General features: G+C 71.1%; 19 protein-coding genes and 1 tRNA gene. 7 read left to right on the top strand and 13 right to left on the bottom strand.

The features are described 5' to 3' along the window. Positions 1–14: 14 nt before the first annotated feature. The 9 genes from VF139_01240 to VF139_01200 form a co-directional block, all read right to left on the bottom strand. Positions 15–959, bottom strand: coding sequence for a ribose-phosphate pyrophosphokinase (locus VF139_01240; GenBank protein HEX6850001.1), 945 nt, complete (start codon positions 957–959; stop codon positions 15–17). Between the two features lie 28 nt (positions 960–987). Next, positions 988–1,299 carry a septation regulator SpoVG gene (gene spoVG / locus VF139_01235; protein ID HEX6850000.1) on the bottom strand — a complete coding sequence of 104 codons (312 nt, stop codon included), beginning with the start codon at positions 1,297–1,299 and terminating at the stop codon, positions 988–990. 17 nt (positions 1,300–1,316) lie between these two features. Beyond that, a complete protein-coding gene (ispE, locus tag VF139_01230) occupies positions 1,317–2,189 on the bottom strand; it encodes a 4-(cytidine 5'-diphospho)-2-C-methyl-D-erythritol kinase (GenBank protein HEX6849999.1) in 873 nt (290 codons plus the stop codon). Then, positions 2,189–2,809: a hypothetical protein gene (locus VF139_01225; protein HEX6849998.1), complete on the bottom strand. Its 621-nt coding sequence runs from the start codon at positions 2,807–2,809 to the stop codon at positions 2,189–2,191. Before VF139_01225 ends, ispE begins: the two co-directional genes overlap by 1 nt. Then, positions 2,806–4,740 (bottom strand): tetratricopeptide repeat protein, encoded by a 1,935-nt coding sequence (locus tag VF139_01220; GenBank protein ID HEX6849997.1) that lies wholly within the window; start codon positions 4,738–4,740, stop codon positions 2,806–2,808. The genes VF139_01225 and VF139_01220 overlap by 4 nt, the downstream gene beginning before the upstream one ends. Before the next feature lie 10 nt (positions 4,741–4,750). Next, positions 4,751–6,043 (bottom strand): hypothetical protein, encoded by a 1,293-nt coding sequence (locus VF139_01215; protein HEX6849996.1) that lies wholly within the window; start codon positions 6,041–6,043, stop codon positions 4,751–4,753. Between the two features lies 1 nt (position 6,044). Further along, positions 6,045–7,241, bottom strand: coding sequence for a S41 family peptidase (locus VF139_01210; GenBank protein HEX6849995.1), 1,197 nt, complete (start codon positions 7,239–7,241; stop codon positions 6,045–6,047). 83 nt (positions 7,242–7,324) lie between these two features. Then, positions 7,325–8,443, bottom strand: a complete 1,119-nt coding sequence (locus tag VF139_01205) for a peptidoglycan DD-metalloendopeptidase family protein (GenBank protein ID HEX6849994.1) — start codon at positions 8,441–8,443, stop codon at positions 7,325–7,327. Continuing rightward, complete coding sequence (locus tag VF139_01200; GenBank protein HEX6849993.1) at positions 8,440–10,668, bottom strand: alkaline phosphatase family protein; 2,229 nt, start codon at positions 10,666–10,668, stop codon at positions 8,440–8,442. Before VF139_01200 ends, VF139_01205 begins: the two co-directional genes overlap by 4 nt. A 153-nt stretch (positions 10,669–10,821) precedes the next feature. Here VF139_01200 and dnaB point away from each other — a divergent pair, with 153 nt between their 5' ends. Genes dnaB through VF139_01185 form a run of 3 tightly spaced genes read left to right on the top strand, consistent with a single transcriptional unit; the run spans position 10,822 to position 14,538 of the window. After that, positions 10,822–12,168 (top strand): replicative DNA helicase, encoded by a 1,347-nt coding sequence (gene dnaB, locus VF139_01195; GenBank protein HEX6849992.1) that lies wholly within the window; start codon positions 10,822–10,824, stop codon positions 12,166–12,168. A 13-nt stretch (positions 12,169–12,181) separates the two neighbouring features. Then, positions 12,182–13,534 (top strand): DNA repair protein RadA, encoded by a 1,353-nt coding sequence (gene radA, locus VF139_01190; protein ID HEX6849991.1) that lies wholly within the window; start codon positions 12,182–12,184, stop codon positions 13,532–13,534. A gap of 17 nt (positions 13,535–13,551) precedes the next feature. Next, entirely contained in the window at positions 13,552–14,538 is a 987-nt protein-coding gene (locus VF139_01185; protein HEX6849990.1) for a TRAM domain-containing protein, read from the top strand. A gap of 4 nt (positions 14,539–14,542) precedes the next feature. Here the strand turns inward: VF139_01185 and VF139_01180 are convergent, their stop codons facing one another. The 4 genes from VF139_01180 to aroF are packed head-to-tail and all read right to left on the bottom strand — an operon-like array spanning position 14,543 to position 18,687. After that, on the bottom strand, positions 14,543–15,688 hold the full coding sequence (locus VF139_01180) for a hypothetical protein (protein ID HEX6849989.1): 1,146 nt from the start codon (positions 15,686–15,688) through the stop codon (positions 14,543–14,545). Beyond that, positions 15,685–16,812: a glutamine-hydrolyzing carbamoyl-phosphate synthase small subunit gene (carA, locus tag VF139_01175; GenBank protein ID HEX6849988.1), complete on the bottom strand. Its 1,128-nt coding sequence runs from the start codon at positions 16,810–16,812 to the stop codon at positions 15,685–15,687. The genes VF139_01180 and carA overlap by 4 nt, the downstream gene beginning before the upstream one ends. Before the next feature lies 1 nt (position 16,813). Beyond that, positions 16,814–17,665, bottom strand: a complete 852-nt coding sequence (locus VF139_01170) for an MBL fold metallo-hydrolase (protein ID HEX6849987.1) — start codon at positions 17,663–17,665, stop codon at positions 16,814–16,816. Next, positions 17,662–18,687, bottom strand: a complete 1,026-nt coding sequence (gene aroF / locus VF139_01165; protein HEX6849986.1) for a 3-deoxy-7-phosphoheptulonate synthase — start codon at positions 18,685–18,687, stop codon at positions 17,662–17,664. The genes VF139_01170 and aroF overlap by 4 nt, the downstream gene beginning before the upstream one ends. Positions 18,688–18,861: 174 nt before the next feature. On the opposite strand from aroF, the gene VF139_01160 reads away from it, so the two are divergent. The 4 genes from VF139_01160 to rplT form a co-directional block, all read left to right on the top strand. Then, positions 18,862–18,936 (top strand) — tRNA-Val (locus VF139_01160). Between the two features lie 15 nt (positions 18,937–18,951). Next, positions 18,952–20,886, top strand: a complete 1,935-nt coding sequence (thrS, locus tag VF139_01155; GenBank protein HEX6849985.1) for a threonine--tRNA ligase — start codon at positions 18,952–18,954, stop codon at positions 20,884–20,886. Positions 20,887–20,910: 24 nt separating this feature from the next. Beyond that, positions 20,911–21,111: a 50S ribosomal protein L35 gene (rpmI, locus tag VF139_01150; GenBank protein ID HEX6849984.1), complete on the top strand. Its 201-nt coding sequence runs from the start codon at positions 20,911–20,913 to the stop codon at positions 21,109–21,111. 58 nt (positions 21,112–21,169) lie between these two features. Further along, on the top strand, positions 21,170–21,490 hold a 321-nt coding region (gene rplT, locus VF139_01145), incomplete at its 3' end, for a 50S ribosomal protein L20 (protein HEX6849983.1).

Here is a 21,490-nt window from a genome sequence, read left to right as displayed (position 1 = left end):
CTTTCCGAAACCGTTCAGACGAACAACGAGCTGACGGACGAGTTGCTGTGGATGCGCGCGATCGCCTCCCCGAGGAGGCTCGCGACGGAGAGTACCTGGAGCTTGGGATCGCGCGCCTTGTCCTCGGGGAGCGGGATCGTGTCGGTGACGACGACCCGCTCGAGATCCGAGGCGGCGAGGCGCTCCATCGCCGGTCCCGACAGGACGGCGTGGCTGAAGCAGGCGAAGATGCGGGACGCTCCCTTGTCCTTGAGCGCCTTCACGGTGCCGACGAGGGTCCCCGCGGTGTCGACGAGGTCGTCGACGATGACGCAGTTCTTCCCCTCCGGCTCGCCGATCACGTTCATCGTCTCGGCGACGTTGGCCTCGACGCGCCGCTTGTCGATGATGACGAGCCCCGCGCCGAGCTTCTTCGCGAAGAAACGCGCCCGCTCCACGCCGCCGGCGTCGGGGGAGACGATGACGAGATCGTCGAGCCCCTGGCGCTCGATCCACTCGAGAAGGACCGGGGCCGCGAGCAGGTGGTCGACCGGCACGTCGAAGAACCCCTGGATCGCGGGGGCGTGCAGGTCGACCGCGAGGATCCGCTGCACCCCGGCCGCGGTGAGCAGGTCGGCGCACAACTTCGCGGAGATCGGTACGCGAGGCTTGTCCTTGCGGTCCTGCCTCGCGTACCCGTAGTACGGGATCACCGCCGTGACCCGCGCCGCGGAGGATCGCTTGAGCGCGTCGGCGGTGATCAGCATCTCCATCAGGTTCTCGTTGACCGGATGGCAGGTCGGCTGCACGACGAACACGTCCGTGCCGCGCACGTTCTCGAGGAGCTGGCAGTAGATCTCGCCGTCGCTGAAACGGGTCAGCCGGATCTGGCCGAGCGGCAGGCGCAGGTAGTCGCAGATCGCCTGAGCGAGCCTGGGGTTCCCGTTCCCCGAGAAGATCTTGAGCTCGCTCTTCATCATGGCGAACGACCGGCCCCGGGAGGGGCGCTCAGGCCTCCCAGTCGAGCGGGCGCAACGCGACGTCGTCGGCCCCGGCGGGCACCCCCGTCGCGACGCTCTCGCGGTATTTCTCGATGATGCGCTCCTCGATCATCTTGCGGGTGTCGGTGTTGAGCGGGTGGGCGATGTCGCGGAACGTCCCGTTCTTCCGTCGCTTGCTCGGCATCGACACGAACAGGCCGTGCACGCCCTGGATGATCTTGATGTCGCTGACGACGAAGCAGTCGTCGAAGACGACCGACGCGAACGCCTTGAGCTTGTCTTCCGCGACCGGGAACACCTTCACGTCCGTCACCGTCATCCGTCGCCCCCCCAGGCTTAAGACGACTCCGGCTCGAAGCCCACGCCCCGAGCGACCGTTCGCGACGTTCCGACCCGCCACGACGGGAAGGCCCCCGCGGCGTTCGCGGCCGCGCGAATCGCCGCGGACGCGTCGTCGAAGAGGCCGAACACCGTCGAGCCGCTGCCGCTGACCAGAGCGAGTCGCGCGCCTTCGACGAGCAAGCGCGCGCGAAACGCCCCCAACTCCGGCCAGCCCTCGAGCACCGCGCGTTCCAGATCGTTGCGCGCGGCTCCGAAGTCTTTCACCGGAGAGCACTTAGTCAAAAGAGCCGGCACCGTAACACCACCCGCGGGGGGTGTCAACGCCGCGAAGCGCCGGTAGACCTCCGCCGTCGGGATCCCGTACGGGGGAAAGCCCAGGACGAGGTCGCGGGTCGGTCCCGGGGTGAGAGGCTCGATCCGCTCGCCCCGCCCGGTGCCGATCGCCGTCCCCCCCCAGAGGAAGAAGGGGCAGTCGGATCCAACCCCGGCGGCGAGCTCGGCCAGCGCCTCGCGCGGCAGCCCGCCCTCCCAAAGGCGATCGAGCAACAGCAGGGCTCCCGCGGCGTCCGAGCTTCCCCCGCCGAGCCCTCCCCCCGCCGGGATCCCCTTCCGCAAACGGAGCCGGGCGCCGGGTCCCGGGCCGAGCCGTTCCCGGAGCCGCCGGGCGGCGCGAAGCACGAGGTTCGAGTCGTCGCACGGGAGCGCGGGGTCGTCGCAGGTCATCGACAGGTCGGTGTCCGGCTCGGCGTCGAGGAAATCCCAGAGGTCGATCGTCTGGAGGAGCGTGCGCAACTCGTGGAATCCGTCCGATCTCCGGCCGAGCACCTCGAGATGGAGGTTGACCTTCGCCGGGCATCCCACGCGCATCAGCGCTCCCCTTCCGGGGGGGAGGCGAGAAGGGAATCCAGCAGGGACGGCCCCTCCATCGCCGAGATCGGGTGCACCGCGAATCCCGCGGGCGGGAGGCCGTTCCCCACCTCTCCCGCGGCGCGGCGGACCTCGCGACGCTCGAGCCGGACCTCGAGCCCCTCGCGCCGCAGGGTGAGCGAGACGGGAAGGGAGCCGGGCTCGCCCCGCCGCTCGATCGTCACCCCATCCGCCCCGGCCCCGTCGAGGATCGTCGACACCCATCCGCGGGCGTCGATCGGGATCCCGATCAGCCGCCCCATCGACGCGGCGTCGGCGGGGCCGGTCAGGGCCACGCGATCCTCCACCCACGAGGCGGCGACCGCATCCCCTCCGGCATCGAGGATGAAGGCGGTCCCCCCGACCGGAGGGAGCACCTCGAGGTGCAGCCGGTCCGGACGCGCGGCGTGGACCCACAGCCGGAAACGCGACGTGCGGCCCCCCGTCTCCGTCGCCGCGGCCCGGTAGAGGCCCACGGCGTCGGGAGCGTCCGGTCGCACGGAGGGAGCGCCCGACCGCGGGGCGCACGCCGACACCAGCGAGGCGGCGAGCGCGGCGAGCGCGACGCGGCCCGCCCTCAATGCGCTCCCGGCACGCGCACGCTGTCGAGTTTCTTGCGGATGGGAGCGGGGTCGTCGGGGCGCGACTCGAGGGCGCGCTTCCACGCGTCGCGGGCCTTTCCGACCTCGCCGAGCTTGCGGTAGACGTCGCCGAGGTGGTCGAGCACGGTCGCGTCGAACGGAAACTCCGCGGCCGCCCGCTCCATCGGCTCGCGCGCCTCCGCGGCGCGCCCGAGGCGGAACAAGCCCCAGCCGAGCGAGTCGAGGAATCCGCCGTTGTGGGGATCGACCGCGAGGGCGCGGCGCACGAGCGCAAGCCCCTCCTCCACGCGCTCGTTGCGGTCGATCAGGCTGTAGCCCAGGTAATTCAACGCCTCGGGGTCGGTCGGGGCGAGGCGGATCGCCTCGCGAAGCTCCGATTCCGCCGCGGTGAAACGCCCCTCCCGCTCGAGGAACGAGCCGAGCCGGAATCGCGCCTCCGCGTCTTCCGGGGCGGCCAACGTCCACTCGCGCAGGAGCGCCTCTCCCTCCTTCGCGAACCCAGCCTCGCGCAGCGCGAACGCCGCCTGCGCGCGGGCGCGGTTCCCGTAGGCGGCGATCACCTCGCGCCAACGCGCCGTCGCGCCCGCGACGTCCTTGGCGCGGGCGAGCGAGCGGGCCTCGATCGCCGCCGCGGTCGCCGCCTCCCCCTTCGCCCGCAGGGACGCCGCCAGCGGCGCGGCCGCGGCGTCATCGCCCCGATCGAGCGCGAGCTGCGCTCTCGCCTCGATCGCGTCGGGCGTGTCGGGGGCTTCGAGCTCCGCGAGCGTGCGCTCCGCCTCGTCGTACCGTTCGATCGCGCGAAGCGCGGCGGCCCGGCGCAGGCGGCACTCGTCCCGCCGATCCGCGGCCTGCGGGCCGCGCGCCGCGTACCTCTCGAGCGCGAGCCCCCAAGCCTCGGCGGCGCCGGCATCGTCGCCGCGCATTCCCGCGACCTCGGCCGCGAGCAGGAAGGGGACCGGGTTGTCCCCGCCTTCGGCGGCGAGCGCGGTGGCGAGCTCCGCCGCCTCCGCGAGCCGCTTCACCGAGACGTAGGCCGACGCCAGCTGGAACTTCGCGTAGGCCCCCGCGTCCGGTCCCTTCGCCGCCACCTCCAGGTCCTCGATCGCCTCGGCGTACCGTCCGACCTTCGCGCGCGCCTCTCCCCGGAAGGCGAGGACCTCGCGGTCGTCGGGGGTGGCCGCGAGGACCGCGTCGAGCGTGGGGAGCGCCCGCTCCCACTCGCCGGTGCGGCGTACCAGGTCCTGGAAGCGGGGCATCAGGAACGGCTCGTCGGGGTTCTGGGCGATCCACGCCCCGATCGCCTCGACCGCCTCCCCGTTCTTCCCCTCGGCGGCGAGCGCTTCCGCGAGCAAGCCCGCGCTGATGGGGTCTCCCGGCCGGGCCGTGGCGGCCCGTCGCGCCATCGCGACCGCGCCCGCGGCGTCCCCCGCCTGGAGCTTCAGGCGGGCCGCCATGTTCTGGAAGCCGTCGTCGGCCTGCGGCTCCGCGGCGAGCCGGTCGTAAAGGGCGATCGCTTCGTCCCTCGCGGCCGTGTCGCCGTTGGCGATCGCGCGGTTCGCCGAGAGGTCGGCGAGGACGCGAAGCGCCGTGGCCTGGCGCGGCTTCGCGGCGAGGGCTTCCCGCGCCATCGCTTCGGCGGCCTCGCGGCGCCCCGCTCCGAGCAGGAGCGCCGATCCCTCGGCCTTCAGATCCGCGTCGGCCGGGAGCAGCGTCGTCGCTTCCTGGACCGCGCGCACGACGTCGAGGGAGCGCCCCCTCTGCAGCGACATGCGCGCCTGGATGAGCCATCCGTACGCGTCGCCGCGACGCAGGACCGTGTTCTCCACCTTGCCGGGCGCGTTGGCGGAGTGGGCGACGGGGGCGGCGGGAGGCACGGTCCCGGCCGCGAGGAGCAGCGCCACGATCAGCACGCGGGTCCTTTCACGAGAGGCGTCGCGGAGGCCGACAGGCCTCGAGCACCGCATCCGCCGTCATTGTACCGACCTGGGCCTCGCGGGCCATCGCGTCGGGGGTGGAGTCCGGCTCCGCGAGCCACACGTCGTGAAGCCAGGACGATGCGCCGCGAGCGACGGACCACCGCCGCCCCCAACGCGTCCGCAGGCGCTCCTCGAGCAGGACGGCCCACATCGCGCCGAGCCAGGCCGCTGCGGGGAGAGGATCACGATCCCACGCCGCCGCCCGAATCGAAGGGTCGGGCTCCCGTCCGCTCGCGCGACGAAAGCCGTCGGCGGCCCGCGCCGGCGGGTCGCGCTCGAGCGCGACCGAGGCCGCCGCCCACGCCAGGCGCGGCGCCACCGCGGCCTCCAGGCGGACATGGTCCTCGAGGAGCGGATCCTCCCGGATCCCCGCGAACTCGCGGAAACCCGCGTCGAGCGGAAGCCTGCGGAACAACGTCTCCGCGGCGCGCGCCCACGCGGGGTGCTCCCCCGCCAGCGCGTCCGCCCCGCGCTCGCGCGAGACCGCCGTCGCGCGTGCCGCCGCGCCGAAGGCCCCCAACGCGTCGAGGAACCCCTCGAGGCCGCGCCGCGTTCCCAGCACCACCGTCGCGCGATCTCCCGGAGGAGCGATCGCTTCCGTGCGCCAGAGGGACTCCGACCCCCCCAGCACGCGAGGTCCGCGCGCGTCGGGGTCCTCCCCCATCGCCGACCCGAGTCGGCGCAGGACTCCCTCGACCCTCGGGAGCGTCGCGGCCGGCGTTCCGGCGGCCGATCGAGCCGCCCGCGCCACCGCCTCGTCGAGAGGCGCGATCGCGACGCGCTCGGCTTCCGCGAGCACCGCGCGCAGGTCGACCGCGAGCGTGCGCTCCCGCAACTCCGCGACGTCCCGGGCTCCCGCCCGCCGCGCCGCGTCGGCGCGCAGCTCGCCCCGGGCGGCCCGCGCCGGCTCCACCGCGCGCTCGAACGCCTCCCACGCGCCCCTCAGGCGCGCCCGCTCCGCGGGATCCTCCGCCACCGCCGTCGCTCCCTCGAACGAAGGCGAAGGGATCGCGCTCCGGCGCTCGCGCTCGGCGATCTCGGCGTCGGCGTCCCGGGAGGCTTCGTCGAGGTAGAGGTCGAGCCCTTCGCGAAGATGCGCGGTCACGGTGTCGGCGCGGAGCAGGTCCGCGGCGCGCTCGCGCACCGCATCGACGTCCGGATCCGGGGGAGCGGCGTCGGCGCCCGCGAGGCGCCTCAGGCGTGCACGGTCGAGGTGGGCGCGTCGCCGCGCGAGCACGTCAGGCGGCCTTGGGCCTGGCTTCCGCGGTCGCGCCTTCCTTGCTCCAGGCTTCGATCGTGCGCCGCCGCTGTTCCGCGAGCGCGTCGACGAGTTTCCCTTCGGCCCTCAGCTCCGCGCGCACTTCGGTGTCGGGCTTGATCCCCTCGTCGCTCCAGCGCTTGCCCGCCGTGGTCTCCCAGAGGTACGCGGGGATCAGCAGCCCGCCGCCGTCGGGAAGCTCCACGAGCTTGGGCTCGGGGCCGAGTCCGAAGGTCCCCTCGCCGAAGACCTTCGCCTCGCGGCGCCCCTGCAGCCAGCGCACGAGCGCCTCGGCGGAACCGGCGGTGCCGCCGTTGACGAGCACGGCGACCGGGCCGGACCACGCGGCGCCGTCGCCTTTCGCCGTCACGGTCTCGACGGAGCGCCCCTGCTTGTCCTTCAGCACGAAGGCGGGCCCGGTCGCGAACAACCCGGCGATCGGAGCGACGTCGCGGGGCGAGCCCCCCGCGACGTTGCGCAGGTCGACGAGCAGCCGCGCCGCCCCCTGCGCCCGGATCTTCTTGAGGTCGGCCTCCAGGGCGTCGGCCTTTACCCGTGCGAGGTCCCGAACCGCGATGATCCCGACGCCCGCCTCCACCTCGACGTCGTACCCCGGCGGAGTGAGCGACGCGCGGGCGAGGTCGAGGTCCTGCCGCTTGAATCCCTCGCGGGGGTGCACGATCGAAAGGCGCACCGAGCTTCCGGGCGCCCCGCGCAGGCGTCGCACGATCTGGTCCCACGAGAGGGTCCGGACCGGGCGCCCGTCCAAGCGGCGGATCTGGTCGCCGACCTCGATTCCCGCGCGATCGGCCGGCGAGCCCGACGTCACGGCCACCACCTGGACGACGGAGCCCGCCTTGAGGACGCTCAGGCCGACCTCCGCGAGCGGATCACCCGCCGGCTTCTTCCACTCGGCGACCTCGGCGGAGCTGAGATAGGCGCCGCGGTCGTCCAGACCGCCCAGAAGCCCCTCGTAGGCGCCTTCGAGGAGCTCCTCCTGCTCGACCGGGTCCACGTAGTTGTCGAGAACGAGCGACAGGACCTCGGAGAAGGTGAGGACCTGGCGATAGGCGCCGTCGGCGGCTCCCGCCTGCAGCGCCAGCCCCCCGCCGAGCACCCCCAGCACGACCACGGTCGAGATCGCCAGAAGCACCCAGCGGCCGCGAGGCATCTCCATGAACGCTCCTTCCCTTTCGGGGTCGTCGTCCCACTCAAGTTACCGAGGCCGGGAGCCCCCGGCAAGCACTCAAGCCGTGGATCTCATCTGCGGCGCAGCCAGACTCCGGGATCGACGGGTTTTCCGGCCTCCCGGATCTCGAAGTACAAACCGGGTCCTTCGAGGGAGCCGCTGTCCCCCACCTTCCCGATCCGTTCCCCGCGGCCGACGTCCTGCCCCTTGGAGACGAGCAGGACCGAGGCGTGGGCGTAGATCGAGACGACCCCCGCGCCGTGGTCGAGGATCGCGGTGAGGCCGTACCCCTGCAGGTTCGCGGCGTAGAGGACCCGGCCTTCGAAAACCGCCCGGATGTCGTCCCCCTCGTTCGCCGCCAGCTCGACTCCGGGATGCGGGACCGTCGTCTTGAATTTCGGGTGGATCCGGGGCCCGAAGGGGACCGCGACCCGCCCGGGCGCCGGCCAGTCGAGAAGCCCGCGGAACTTCGCGACGTTCAGGCGCGGCGTGGGCGCGTCCCGACCGAGCTCGGCGACCAGGCGACCGATCTCGCGGGAGGCCCCTTCGAGCTCCCCGAGCGCGGCCTGGTGTTTCTCCCGATCGGATCGGATCGAATCCAGAAGTCTCGCGCGCTCGGCCCGCGTGGACTCGAGCGCGCGCCGCGCGGCGTCGGTCTCGAGCCGAAGCGCCGCCAGCGCCACGCGTTCGCTCGCGAGCGCCTCGCGCTCCGCCGCCGCGCGCGTGCGCAGCTCCCGGTACTCCCGCAGGCGCCGCGCGTCGCGCTCTCCGAGCCACGTCGCGTAACGCACCGCCGCGACGACGTCGCCGCTCGTGTTCAGGGTGCGCGAGATCGCCCCGTGCGGTCCCGCCTTGTAGATCTCGCGCAGCCGGAATCGGAGGTAGCCAAGCCGCTGCGCGAGCGCGGTTTCGAGACGGGTGACCTCCGCGTCGCGTTCGGCGAGGCGGAGCTCGTTCTCCGAGAGGCGGGCAAAGGCCTCCTCCGCCTCGGCCTGCTTCAGGCGGAGCTCGGCGGACAGGCGCGTCACCTCCCCGAGCAGCCCCGACTCGCGCGTCCGCAGCTCCGCCAGCTCGCCTCGCAAACGCTCGATCTCACCCCGCATGGCGCGCAGGCGCGGGGGATCCGCGTCCGCGCCCCACGCCCGGCCGAGCGCGAGCGCCGCGAGCATCGCCGCGAGGGCGGTTCTCAATGCAGCGGCTTCCCGTCCATGGCCGCGGGGACCTCCACGCCCAGCGTGTGGAGCACCGTCGGGGCGATGTCGATCATCGCGGGATTGTCGCGGTTGAGCTTGCGGTTCGAGAAGAGGATCCCGTGCACGTCGTCGGGGTGGTTCGAGCAGTGATCCCCCGACCAGGGGCTCGCGTTGTTCTCGATCAGGTCCTTCGGCGCGGCGCCGAGGGTCGTCTGCCAGGAGACCCGGTAGTTCAGCGAGTTCGCGGCGCGAAGGTCGGGGATCAGGTTGGAGTCGTACCCCGTGTACATCTCCTCACGCGTGAACACGCGCGCCACCGGCTTCTCGCCGGTGACCGGATCGACGATGGCCTCGAGCCCCTCCTTGATCTTGCGTCGCACCTCTTCGTACTCGGCGCCGGGAAGGACGATTCCCTGCTTTTCGCGCCCGGCGAGGTTCACGTAGATGCTCCCGAGGCCCAGCGCGTACGCCTTCGTGCGCGACCAGTCCACGTCCTGGAACAGCTCGCGGGTGTCGAACAGCTTCTCGAGGGTCGCCGGCCCGCTCCCCTGCCCCTTGAGCACCATGAGCCCGTTGTCGATGAGCCAGCGGTTGGTGTTGAGCCCGCGCCGGAACGACGAGAATCCGTGGTCCGAGCAGACGAGGAACAACGCGTCGGGGCCCGCGAGCTTCCGGGCCTTGCCGACGATTTCGTCCATACGCTGGTAGGCCTTGAGGACCTCCGGGGCGTAACGCGCCGCTTTCTCCGGGTCGTACTGCGGATGCCCCTCGTCGAGGAAGCGCCAGAACAGGTGCCCGATGCGGTCGGTGAAGTAGAAGATCTGGATGTAGAGATCGTCCTTCCGGTCGCCGAGCAGGCCCTCGAGAATCTTCTCGTCCTGCTCGAGGGTGAAGTACATGTCCTCGAGGAACAACGTCTCGTCCCCCACCCCGGAGGGGAGGGACCAGGTGTCCTCGGGCCACCCGATCGTCTTGTACAGTCCGAACCGCTTGGCGATCTCCCCCGCGTATTCCGGCGGCCACGAGTGCGCGATCGGGTGGCAGTCGGGGTGGAAGCCCACCGGCGAAAGGTAGAGCTCGACTTCGGGCTCGACCTTGAGGAGCTTGAAGCGCGCCATCCCGCGCAGCGGGGAGGCGCGGTCCACGAGCCAGTTCACCGGGAAGTCGAGGATGAACCACGGGCTCCACTGCCCGGGCTCGATGCGGTGCGACTGGCCGGAGACGGAGACGGTGACGCCCTTGTCGTCCGCGTCGACGGTGAGGGGAAGGTCGATGCGACGCGGGATCTCCGCGTCGTCGAGCTCCTGCCGCACCTTGCGCCGTGCGTCGTTCCGCGCCTTGGGATCGGCGACCGCCGCCGTTTCGCGGTCGACCACGTAGTCGTAGAACGGCTTGTTGGCGGGTCCGATGAGGCGGGTCTGGATCTTGCCGCGCCGCGCCGGCAACCGGATCAGCTCGAGGCTGAATTCGTTGTTGTTGGCCCCCGGCTGGAAGGTCGGGTCCGAGGTGTAGAACGAGGGCGTTCCGACGCGGCCGCGCATGTCCGGCACGCCGAGCCCGGAGATCATGTTCCCCTCGACGGGCTCTGCCGGGAAGGTCGCGGGCACGCGAAGCACCTGCACGCGCTTGCCGGCCTTGCTCGCCAGCTCCCACATCGTCTGCCCCTTGCGATTGTTGATCGCTTCGGGGACCTCCGACGGAACGTAATGCGTGGCGACGAACCCCGCCGGAAGACCCGCCCCCGCACCGAGCAGGAGCGCGACGCCCACGCGCAGCCCCCATCCCATCCGGAACGGCAGCGTCACGAGCACCAGCAGCAGCGCCACCGCTCCTCCCGCGATCGCGCCGACCGCGACGCCGTTGCGGCGGCCGAACAGGAAGGGCTTCTTCCCCTCCGAGCTCATCGCGAAGTCGGGGAGGTAATCCTCCGGCTTGCGTTTCAGGAAGTCGAAGATCTCCGTCTTCCCCGGGTTCGACCCCGTCGCGAACGACGACCAGGAGACCGGGGTCTGGGGCGGGTTGGTGGGCTGGAGCGGCGAGAAACTCCCCTCCGCCCGCAGCGCGGCGAGGTTCGGGAGCTTGCCTTCGTCCATCCACTTCTCGACGAGGTGCGCGTCGGCACCGTCGAAGCCGAGGATGACGACCTTCGGCTTGTCCGCGGCGGGCGCGGAAAGAGCGGCGAGCGCCGCGAGGAACATCAGGGCCGGACGGACGATCCGCATCGAATGGACTCTCCCCCGCGTCTCGAGACCCCGATCCGTCGATTACAGGGACGCGGTCCGGAGGAATGTACACCGACCCGGGGTCCGGCGCGCGGCGTGGTATAGTCCGCGCGCGCCGGGGGTCCGGCGCTTTTCCATTTTCAAGCGGTGGCGATGGCGATCGACGCACCCACGGACGCGCTCCCCCACGCCGAGGAGGCGGAGCGCTCGGTCCTCGCGGCGGTGCTGCTGGACAACCGCCAGCTGCACAAGGCGCAGGAGGTCCTGCGTCACGAGTCGTTCTACTCCGTCCGCCACCAGAAGATCTTCCGCGCCTTCGAGAGCCTGAGCGAGCGCGGGGCCGCGATCGACCTCGTCACCGTCCGCTCCGAGCTCGAGTCCCAGCGGGACCTCGAGGCGGTCGGCGGCGTCGCCTACCTCGCGTCCCTCGTCGACGGCTTCGCGCGGTCGGCGAACGTCGAGCACTACGCGAAGCTCGTCAAGGACCGCTCGGTGCTGCGCGAGCTCATCGGCGCCGCGCAGCAGATCCTCGACGCGGCGCGGCGCGGCGACGGAGGCTCCGACCAGGTCCTCGACGAGGCCGAGAAGGCGATCTTCCGCGTGTCGGAGGAGCGCCTTCGCGCGGGGTTCATCCCGCTGAAGGTCGTCGCGGAGCAGAGCCTCAAGACGATCGAGGAGCTCACCCGGCAGGGGGAGCTCGTCACCGGCCTTCCGACCGGTTACCTCCAGCTCGACGAGATGACCGCGGGGCTCCAGCCCACCGACCTCGTGATCCTCGCCGCCCGCCCCGCGATGGGGAAGACCAGCCTCGCGCTCAACCTCGCCGCGCACGTCGCGCTCCACCACGGGCGCACCGTCGGGGTCTTCTCGCTCGAGATGTCGCACACGCAGCTGTTCCAGCGCATGTTGTGCTGCGAGGCGAAGATCGACAACCACCGCCTGCGCACGGGGCGGATCGGGAAGGAAGACTGGCAGCGGATCATCAAGGTCTACGGCCGCCTCGCCGAGGCCCCGGTCTTCATCGACGACACCCCGGGGATCGGGATCATGGAGATGCGGGCGAAGGCGCGCCGTCTGAAGCTCGAGCGCGGCCTCGACCTCCTCGTCGTGGACTACCTGCAGCTGATGCGCGGCCGGGGGCGCTACGAGAGCCGGCAGCAGGAGATCTCCGACATCTCGCGGTCGCTGAAGGAGATCGCGAAGGAGCTTCGCGTCCCCGTCGTCGCCCTCTCGCAGCTGTCGCGGGCCCCCGAGCAGCGCGGAACCGGGGACAAGCGTCCCCAGCTTTCCGACTTGCGCGAGTCGGGCGCGATCGAGCAGGACGCCGACGTCGTCCTCTTCCTGTTCCGCGAGGAGGTCTACAAGAAAGACGACCCCGATCTGCGCGGCCGCGCGGAGCTGATCATCGCCAAGCAGCGCAACGGCCCCACGGGAACCGTCGACCTCCATTTCATCCGGGAGTTCACCGCCTTCGTGAACCCCGAATGGCGCGACGGCTAGGGGAACGGAGATCGTGGCGCTCCCGCGGACGGCGCACGTCTGCCAGCAGTGCGGCTACCGCGCCCCGAAATGGCTCGGGCGCTGCCCCGAGTGCGAGGCGTGGGGATCGCTCGTCGAGGAGACCGTCGGACCGGCGTCCGCGCGGACGCGGGCGCCGGCCCTCCCCGCGACCCCCTGGCCGGATCTCCCCCGCGCCGAGTCCGATCGCACCTCGACGGGAATCGCGGAGTTCGATCGGGTCCTCGGGGGCGGCCTCGTTCCGGGTGCCGTGATCCTGCTCGGCGGCGAGCCCGGGATCGGCAAGAGCACGATCCTCCTCCAGGTGGCGTCCAGGCTCGCCGAGGACGGCCGCGAGGTCGTCTACGTCTCCGCCGAGGAGTCCGCCACCCAGCTGCGCCTGCGCGGAGAGCGCCTGGGGGTGCGCTCCTCGAAGCTGCGCGTCCTCGCCGAAACCGACGTCGACGCCGCGATCGCCGCCTCCCGCGACGCCCGCGCGCGCGCGGTGATCGTCGATTCGATCCAGGCGGTGCGCTGCGCGGAGCTGGCGTCGGTCGCGGGGTCGGTCGGCCAGGTGCGCGAGGCGGCCTCCCGATTCGTGACCTTCGCGAAGGCGGAGGGGGTCCCCGTCGTCCTCGTCGGGCACGTCACCAAGGACGGCACGATCGCCGGGCCCCGCACCCTCGAGCACGTCGTCGACACGATCCTGCAGTTCGAGGGAGACCGCCATCACGCGCACCGCATCCTTCGCGCCGTGAAGAACCGCTTCGGCCCCGCCGACGAGCTGGGGGTCTTCGCGATGACCGACGAAGGACTGCGCGCCGTCGACAACCCGAGCGAAGTGTTCCTCGCCGAGCGCCCCGACGCGGCCCCGGGCTCGACGGTCCTCCCCGCGATCGAAGGGTCGCGCGCGCTGCTCGTCGAGGTGCAGGCGCTCGTCGGCGAGCCCGCGCAGGGGAATCCCCGTCGCACGGCCCTCGGGATCGACGCCGGCCGGCTCGCGCTCATCCTCGCGGTCCTCGGAAGGCGCGCCGGCCTCGACGTCGCCGCGCGCGACGTCTTCGTGAACGTCCCCGGCGGCATCGAGGTCGCGGAGCCCGCGGCCGATCTCGCGATCGCGTTGTCGGCGGTCTCGAGCCTGACGCGCCGCGCGATCTCCAGGCATCGCGTCGTCTTCGGCGAGCTCGGGCTCACGGGCGAGATCCGCTCGGTCTCGCGCGTCGAGGCCCGGCTCAAGGAGGCGGCCCGGCTCGGGTTCACCTCCGCCGTCGTCCCCTACTCCGCCGCCACGGCGGTCGTCCCGGCGGGACTGGACCTGCTCCCGGTCCGCCATCTCCTCGAAGCCCTCGACGCCGTCGGCGGGGCTTGAGGCGTCAAGGAGGCCGGATGCAGGGCTGGATCGTACGCGGCGTCCTCATCTTCGCGATCGCGGTCGCGGCGCTGGCGAGCCGTCCGCTCGCTCCCCTGGGCCCGCGGCTCACCGGCGAGCTCCCGAACCTGCTCTTCGGCCTCCTGGTCGGGCTCACCGCCGTGCTCGGGGAAGGGATCGTGCGCCGCGGCAACCCCCGCGCGATCGGCGCGGGTGCGATGGGAGCGATCGTGGGCGGCCTCGCCTTCTCGATGACGCTCCGCGCGATTCCGCTGATGCCCCCTGCGCGCCCGTTCGCGTATGCGATCGCGATCTGGGTGGGCGCGGCGTGCGGCGCCGCGTGGGCGCGATCGCGCTCCTTGGCTCCGGCGGCGGCCTCCGTCGTCCAGCCCCCCGAGCGCGAGGAAGGGTCGCTCCTCCTCGACACCTCCGCGATCATCGACGGTCGCATCGTGGACCTCGCGAAGTCCGGGATCGCGCCGGGTCCCTGGATCGTCCCTTCGTTCGTGCTGCGCGAGCTGCAGCAGGTCGCCGACTCCGAGGATCCCGCACGGCGCGCCCGCGGACGACGCGGACTGGAAGCGCTCGAGCGCCTGCGCGCGATCCCCGGCCTGGCGCTGCGCATCCTGGAGTCCGACCCCGCCGACACGACCCCGGTGGACGACCGACTGATCGCCGCCGCCGGCCGCACCGGAGCCGCGCTCGTGACGACCGACTTCAACCTCGTGAAGGTCGCGTCGCTCCACGGCGCGCGCGTGGTCAACGTGCACGAGATCGCGCAGTCGATGCGCGGGGCCGCGGCGCCCGGCGAGACGCTGTCGCTCCTGATCGTGCGCGAAGGCAAGGAGCCCGGACAGGGGGTCGGCTACCTCGACGACGGCACCATGATCGTCGTCGTCGACGCGGCGGACCGCGTCGGCTCCGAGGTCGAGGTGGCGATCACCGGTGCGACGCAGACCGCGTCGGGGCGGATGTTGTTCGCGAAGGTGAAGGGACAGGCCTGACCGCTCAGATCGGGTACGCGTCCTCGCGCCGATCGAGCATCCGGATCTGCCGCTCCCACTGGTACTTCAGGATCAGCAGGATCCGGAAGGTGAGATCGGCCTCCTTCCTCGCCGGGCTGCGCCAGTCCTTCTCGAGGCGCATCAGCGCGGTCCAGCGGCTCGACTCGTTCATCGCCTTCGCGGGAACGTTCCAGCGCCCTTCCTTGGTCTGCTGCGCGTGCAGCCACTCCAGGTGGCCCATCATCGAGGGGTAGCGGTTGAGAAGCCCCAGCCTCGCGTAGATCTCCATGTTGTAGAGGAGCTCGTCGAGGTGGCCGTGCTTGGGGTACCAGTCCACCGGGCGGATGCGGATTCCCCCGCCCTTCACGAACGCCCCCTTCGCCGTGCGCACGAGACCGACGTCCGGGGCGAGGCGCTGGTAGGTGTCCGCCATCACGTAGTCGGAGACCTTCTTGAGGCGGACCTTCGCGAGCTCGCCGTCGAGAAGCCAGGGCGACTGCGCGAAGACGGTCCAGATGTGCTGGTCGGGCACGTAGGGGTAGTCGCGTTTCCACGCCGAGGCGCGGATGAGCGGGTGGCTCGCGCCGATCTCCTCCGTCGGGTTGCGCGAGACGGGATCGTCCACGAACCCCGCGACCGACTCGAGCAGCTCGAGGACCAGCTGCCGGCTCTTGTCGTCCTGGTAGCCGCCGCGCAGGAGCAGGCCCAGCGCGAGGATCCGCAGGTGGACGCGGTAGTAGCGCTCGCGGCGCTCGTCCGCCTTGACCACCTTCTGGAACTCGAAGAACTTCAGGTCGCGCTTCTGGGTCAGGTAGGAGCGGAGGACCGCGGCCGCCGCCTTCACCGGCTTCGTGTCGCGCGTCCAGCCCATCTCGTAGAGCTGGCTCAGCGCGTTCTCGAGGGAGGCCTCCGCCTTCTTGGGATCCCCCGCCGCGATGCGGCCGCCCCAGGTCCCGTCCTTGCGCTGCGTGCGCTGGAGCTTGGTCGCCGGAGCGTAGGCGAGAATCTCCTGGCGCACCTTCAGGACGTCGGGGTGGTCCTTCGGCCGGTCGAGGAGCTCGGTGAGGACGCGGTAGCGGATCGGCGCGCACGCGGTCTCGAGCAGCCACGGCGTCGGGTCCGAGCGCAGCGAGGACTTCCAGTCGGTCATCGCACCTCCTCCGTGGCGGCCATCGCCCGGAACTCCCGGAAGAGCGAGAGCGAGTCGTGGGGACCCGGGGACGACTCCGGGTGGTACTGCACCGCCAGGAGCCTCGCGTCGCGATCGAGGAATCCCTCGCAGGTGCCGTCGTTGAGATTGAGGTGGGTGACCTCGATCGACTTCGGCAGCGTCTCGGGGGCCACGGCGTACCCGTGGTTCTGCGAGGTCACCGCGACCTTTCCGGTGCGAAGGTCCTTCACCGGGTGGTTGGCGCCGCGATGCCCGAACTTCAGCTTGAAGGTCGTCGCCCCGACGGCGAGGGCCGCGATCTGGTGGCCGAGGCAGATTCCGAACATCGGGACCTTCCCCACGAGACCGCGCACCGCCTCGATCGCCGTCGTCGCGGCCGCGGGGTCCCCCGGCCCGTTCGACAGGAACACCGCGTCGGGCGCGAGCGCCAGCGCGTCCGCCGCGGAGGTCGTCGCCGGGACCACGGTCACGTCGAAGCCGGACTCGTGCAGCAGCCGGAAGATGTTCCGTTTGGCGCCGAAGTCGTACGCGACGCAGCGCAGTCGGTTCGAGGTGTCGCCCATCCCGAACGGCGCCGCCCATCGTTCGTCCCGCGGCGCGCTCCACGCGTACGGCGCGGGGCAGGTGACGAGGCCGACGAGATCGATCTCCCCGAGGCGGGGGGACTCGCGGGCCTTGCGCACGAGCGTGTCCACGTCGCGTTCCGAAGTCGAGACGATGCCTCGCATCGCGCCGCGCGTGCGCAGGTGCCGCGTGATCGCCCGGGTGTCGACCTCGGCGATGCCGGGGATCTTCTGCTGCCGGAGGTGTTCGTGGAGCGACTGCGTCGCCCGCCAGTTGGAGGCCTGCTCGGACAACTCGCGGACGACGAACCCTTCGACCTGCGGGACGTTCGATTCGTCGTCGAGCACGTTCGTGCCGACGTTGCCGATCTCGGGGCAGGTCATGGTCACGATCTGGCCGCGGTACGACGGATCGCTGAGGATCTCCTGGTACCCGGTCATCGAGGTGTTGAAGACCACCTCCCCCGTGCGCTCCCCGAGCGCGCCGAACGCGCGCCCGCGGAACACCCGGCCGTCTTCGAGGGCGAGGATCGCTTCCACGTCAAGCCTCCGGTTCGAAGGGGCGGGCGGAGAGTCTCCCGCCCTTCTCCTCGAGGACCCCAACCGGCAGGTCGGCGTCGTGTTCGAACACCAGGATCCAGCCTTCACGCACCGCCCGGGGGAGCAGGCGCTTCTTCGAGGCGAGGGTCTCGAGCGGCTCGAGGTCGTACCCCATGATCCACGGGTACGGGACGTGGGTCGCGGTCGGGACGAGGTCGGCGAGAAAACAGACCTTGCGCGCTCCCCCGTCCACCACCACGACGTGCAGGTTCGGCACGTGGCCGGGAGCGCGCTCGACGCTCAGGTGCGGGCCGAGCGCGACGTCCCCCTCCACGAGGTCGAAGCGGCCGTCGCGGTCGATCGGGTCGAAGTTGTCGGCCAGATACGACGCGCGGATGCGCTCGTTGTCCCAGCGTGCGAACTCGAGCTCGCCGCGCTGCACGACGAACCGCGCGTTCGGGAAGGCGCTCACGACGTCCCCGCGCGCGTCGCGCGCCGTGTTCCCGCCGGCGTGGTCGAAGTGGAGATGCGAGTTCACCACGACGTCGATGTCCTCGGGGACGAGCCCGGCGGGGGCGAGAAGCTCCTGCGCCGTTTTCGGCTCGAGGCCGTAGATGTCGCGGAACTTCGCGTCCTCCTTGGTTCCGGCGCCGGTGTCCACGAGCCAGCGCCGGCGCCCGTCCTCCACGAGGAGGACGTTCATCCCGAGGCGGATCCGGTTGCGATCGTCCGGGGCCCGGTGCCGCTCCCAGAGCGGCTTGGGGACGACGCCGAACATCGCCCCGCCGTCGAGCCGAACGGCTCCCCCGTCGAGCACCGTCACGGCGACGTCGCCCGCGGAGAATCGGATCATGCGACGGGCTCCATCCGTCGCTCGACCAGGGGCGCCAGCAGGCGCAATTCGCGGACGAGATCCGCGAACGCGTCCGGCAGCATCGCCTGGGGCCCGTCGGAGAGCGCGCGGGCCGGCTCGGGATGGACCTCGATCATCAGCCCGTCGGCTCCCGCCGCGAGCCCCGCCCGCGCCATGGACGGCACGCGATCGCGCATCCCCGTCCCGTGGCTGGGGTCGACGAAGATCGGAAGGTGCGACAGCGCGCGCACCGAAGGGATCACCGAGAGGTCGAGGGTGAAACGGCTGTGGTTCGAGAAGGTCCGGATGCCGCGCTCGCAGAGGATGAGCTGGTAGTTCCCCTCGCTGAGCACGTACTCCGCGGACATGAGGAAGTCCTCGAGGTTCGCCGACATCCCCCGCTTGAGGAAGACGGGCTTCCGCGCCCGCCCCGCGCGGCGGAGCAGCGAGTAGTTCTGCATGTTCCGCGCGCCGATCTGGATGACGTCGGCGTATTCCTCGACGAGGTCGAGCGAGGCCTCGTCCACCGCCTCGGTGACGACGGGAAGGCCGGTCTCCTGACGCGCGCGGGCGAGGATCCGCAGCCCTTCCTTGCCGAGCCCCTGGAAGGAGTAGGGGCTGGTCCTCGGCTTGAACGCCCCGCCGCGCAGCATCGTCGCCCCGGCTTGTTTCACGACGTGGGCGCAGGCGAGGTAGGTCTCCTCCCGCTCGACCGCGCACGGGCCCGCCGCGATCTGGAAGGCGCCTCCTCCGATCTCGAGGCTCCCCACACGGACGAGGGTCGGGTCGGGCTTGACCTCCTTGCTGACGAGCTTGAACGGACGGGTCACCGGGACCGCCTGGGCGACCCCGGGGAGGATCTCGAAGATCGTCGGATCGAGCGGCCCGGAGTTCCCCGTGATCCCGATCGCGGTCCGCTCGGCCCCCGGGATGGAGTGCGCCCGGAATCCCAACTCTTCGATCACCCGGACGACGCGGTCGTGATCCGCGTGCGTGCTCCCCTTTTTCATCACGATGAGCATGGGATTCGGGGTCTCCGGGGCCGGAGGGCCAATCTCGCGCCGCTTGGACGGGGGAGAGTAGCGAAACGCTCGGACGGATTCAAGCGGGTGCAACCCCTTTCGTTGACACCCTTTGGGTCGCGTGCTACCTTCCGCCGGTCCTCGCGGCCGAAAGCCGTCCGGGGACCCCTATCCAGGCGCGTAGCTCAGGGGTAGAGCGCTACCTTGACACGGTAGAGGTCGGCGGTTCGAAACCGCCCGCGCCTACCAGAGGCTTTGGGACGGATGCCCGAAACGGCCGCCTCGATCCGGGTCAAGCTTCCCGACGGAAGCCAGCGGGAGCTCCCCTCCGGGTCGACCGCCGCCGACCTTGCGGCCTCGATCGGTCGCCGCCTCGCCAAGGACGCCGTCGTCGCCCGGGTGGACGGCGCGCTCGCCGACCTGCGGCGTCCCCTCCCCGACGGCGCCTCCGTCGCGATCGTGACCCCCGGCGACCCCGACGCCCTTCACGTCCTTCGGCACTCCACCGCCCACGCCACCGCCCAGGCGGTCCAGGAGCTGTTCCCGGGGACCAGGATCGGCCAGGGTCCCGTCATCGAGAACGGCTTCTATTACGACTTCGACCGCGACACCCCCTTCACCGACGCCGACCTCGAGACGATCGAGGCCCGGGTGAAGGAGATCGTGGCCCGCGACCTGCCGATCGAGCGCATCGACCTCCCGAAGGACGAGGCGATCCGGTTCTTCGAGAACGAGGGCGAGCCCTACAAGATCTACTTCGCCACGACGAAGGGGGACGACACGGTCTCGATCTACCGGCAGGGCACGTGGACCGACTTCTGCCGCGGCCCGCACGTTCCCTCCACCGGACGACTCGGCGCGTTCAAGCTCCTCTCCGTCGCCGGCGCCTACTGGCTCGGTGACGAGAAGAACAAGATGCTGCAGCGCATCTACGGCACCGCGTTCTTCACGCAGGCCGAGCTCGACGCGTACCTTCACCTGCTGGAGGAGGCGCGGCGTCGCGACCACCGTAAGCTCGGGAAGGAGCTCGACCTCTTCATGTTCCATCCGTTCGCGCCGGGGGCGGCGTTCTGGACGGAGCGCGGAACGACCGTCTACAACGTGCTCAACACGTTCATGCGCGACCTGCAGCTCGAGGGGTACCGCGAGATCAAGACTCCCCTGCTCTACAACCGCAAGTTGTGGGAGCTTTCGGGTCACTGGGGCAAGTACCGCGAGAACATGTTCCTGGTCCTCGACAACGAGTCCGGCGAGCACGACTTCTCGCTCAAGCCGATGAACTGCCCCTCGCACCACGTCTACTACGCGTCGAAGACCCACTCCTATCGCGAGCTGCCGATCCGGTACACGACCTACGACGTGCTGCACCGGAACGAGGTCTCCGGGGCGTTGTCGGGGCTCACCCGGGTGCGGCAGTTCCAGCAGGACGACTGCCACATCTACCTGCGTCCCGACCAGATCGCCGACGAGGTGAAACGGCTGACCGACTTCATCCTCGGGTACTACGCGACCTTCGGGCTCAAGGCGACCCTGAAGTTCGCGACACGCCCCCCGGAGCGGATCGGCGACGACGCGATGTGGGACCGCGCGGAGGGGGCGCTGCGCGCCGCGCTGGAGGCGACGGGGCTGGCCTACGAGCTCAAGCCCGGGGACGGCGCCTTCTACGGGCCGAAGATCGACTTCGACGTCGCCGACTCCCTCGGCCGCAAGTGGCAGCTGGGCACCATCCAGCTCGACTACGCCGCCGGCGAGCGGTTCGGCCTGGAATACGTCGGCGAGGACAACGCCCCGCACCGGCCCGTCGTGATCCACCGGGCGGTGAACGGCTCGTTCGAGCGTTTCATCGCCATCCTGATCGAGCACTACGCGGGGGCGTTCCCCCTGTGGCTCGCCCCCGAGCAGGTGCGCATCCTGCCGATCACCGACCGCATCAACGACTACGGGGCGCAGGTGCGCGCCGCGTGCCTGAAGGCGGGGCTACGCGCGCGCCTGGACGACCGCAGCGAGAAGATCGGCGCCAAGATCCGCGAGGCGCAGATCGCCAAGATCCCGTTCATGCTCGTGCTGGGCGACCGCGAGGCGGCCCAGGCCACCGTGTCCGTACGCTCCCGCACGGCGGGAGACCAGGGCTCGTCCCCGCTCGAGGCGTTCCTCGAGCAGGCCGCGGCCGCGATCGCCTCGCGATCGAACGACGTCTAGTAAGGTAAGGAGCCGGAGACCACCATGCCCAAGCTCAAGACCCACCGCGGAGCGGCCAAGCGTTTCAAGAAGACCGCCGGCGGGAAGATCAAGCGTTCCAAGGCTTACAAGAGCCACATCCTGACCAAGAAGTCCACCAAGCGGAAGCGCGGCCTCGACATGCCCGCCCTCGTCTCGAAGGCGGACCAGAAAACCGTCGAGCGGATGCTCCCCTACAAGGGGTAGCCGCGCCTTTTCCCGCCGAGCGGAGCCTCGACGCTCCGACGGCCTGCGAGGAGTCCCGATGCCGAGAGTCAAACGCGGCAACAAGCGTCGTCTGAAGCGGAAGAAGATCCTTCGCCGCGCGAAGGGTTATTACCTCGCCAAATCGAAGCTCTACCGCATCGCCAAGCAGCAGGTGGAGCGCTCGCTGCGCTTCGCGTTCCGCGATCGCCGCAAGCGCAAGCGCGATTTCCGGCGTCTGTGGATCATCCGGATCAACGCGGCCGCGCGCCTGCACGACATGTCGTACTCGACCCTGATGCACGCGCTCAAGGTCGCCGGCGTCGGCCTCGATCGGAAGATCCTGGCCGATCTCGCCGTGCGCGACCCGCAGGCGTTCGGC

It is taken from the genome of Candidatus Polarisedimenticolaceae bacterium (assembly GCA_036376135.1).
GTDB lineage: Bacteria > Acidobacteriota > Polarisedimenticolia > Polarisedimenticolales > DASRJG01 > DASVAW01.
This window is presented reverse-complemented; position numbering and strand designations above follow the sequence as displayed.

What these genes read in the sequence shown, in the direction of transcription:
- aroF (HEX6849986.1), bottom strand. Translation starts at nt 18,687, where the DNA reads ATGCTCATCGTGATGAAAAAGGGGAGCACGCACGCGGATCACGACCGC.
- VF139_01185 (HEX6849990.1), top strand. Translation starts at nt 13,552, where the DNA reads ATGCAGGGCTGGATCGTACGCGGCGTCCTCATCTTCGCGATCGCGGTC.
- VF139_01200 (HEX6849993.1), bottom strand. Translation starts at nt 10,668, where the DNA reads ATGCGGATCGTCCGTCCGGCCCTGATGTTCCTCGCGGCGCTCGCCGCT.
- VF139_01240 (HEX6850001.1), bottom strand. Translation starts at nt 959, where the DNA reads ATGATGAAGAGCGAGCTCAAGATCTTCTCGGGGAACGGGAACCCCAGG.
- VF139_01170 (HEX6849987.1), bottom strand. Translation starts at nt 17,665, where the DNA reads ATGATCCGATTCTCCGCGGGCGACGTCGCCGTGACGGTGCTCGACGGG.
- VF139_01210 (HEX6849995.1), bottom strand. Translation starts at nt 7,241, where the DNA reads ATGGAGATGCCTCGCGGCCGCTGGGTGCTTCTGGCGATCTCGACCGTG.
- VF139_01180 (HEX6849989.1), bottom strand. Translation starts at nt 15,688, where the DNA reads ATGACCGACTGGAAGTCCTCGCTGCGCTCGGACCCGACGCCGTGGCTG.
- rpmI (HEX6849984.1), top strand. Translation starts at nt 20,911, where the DNA reads ATGCCCAAGCTCAAGACCCACCGCGGAGCGGCCAAGCGTTTCAAGAAG.
- thrS (HEX6849985.1), top strand. Translation starts at nt 18,952, where the DNA reads ATGCCCGAAACGGCCGCCTCGATCCGGGTCAAGCTTCCCGACGGAAGC.
- ispE (HEX6849999.1), bottom strand. Translation starts at nt 2,189, where the DNA reads ATGCGCGTGGGATGCCCGGCGAAGGTCAACCTCCATCTCGAGGTGCTC.
- dnaB (HEX6849992.1), top strand. Translation starts at nt 10,822, where the DNA reads ATGGCGATCGACGCACCCACGGACGCGCTCCCCCACGCCGAGGAGGCG.
- spoVG (HEX6850000.1), bottom strand. Translation starts at nt 1,299, where the DNA reads ATGACGGTGACGGACGTGAAGGTGTTCCCGGTCGCGGAAGACAAGCTC.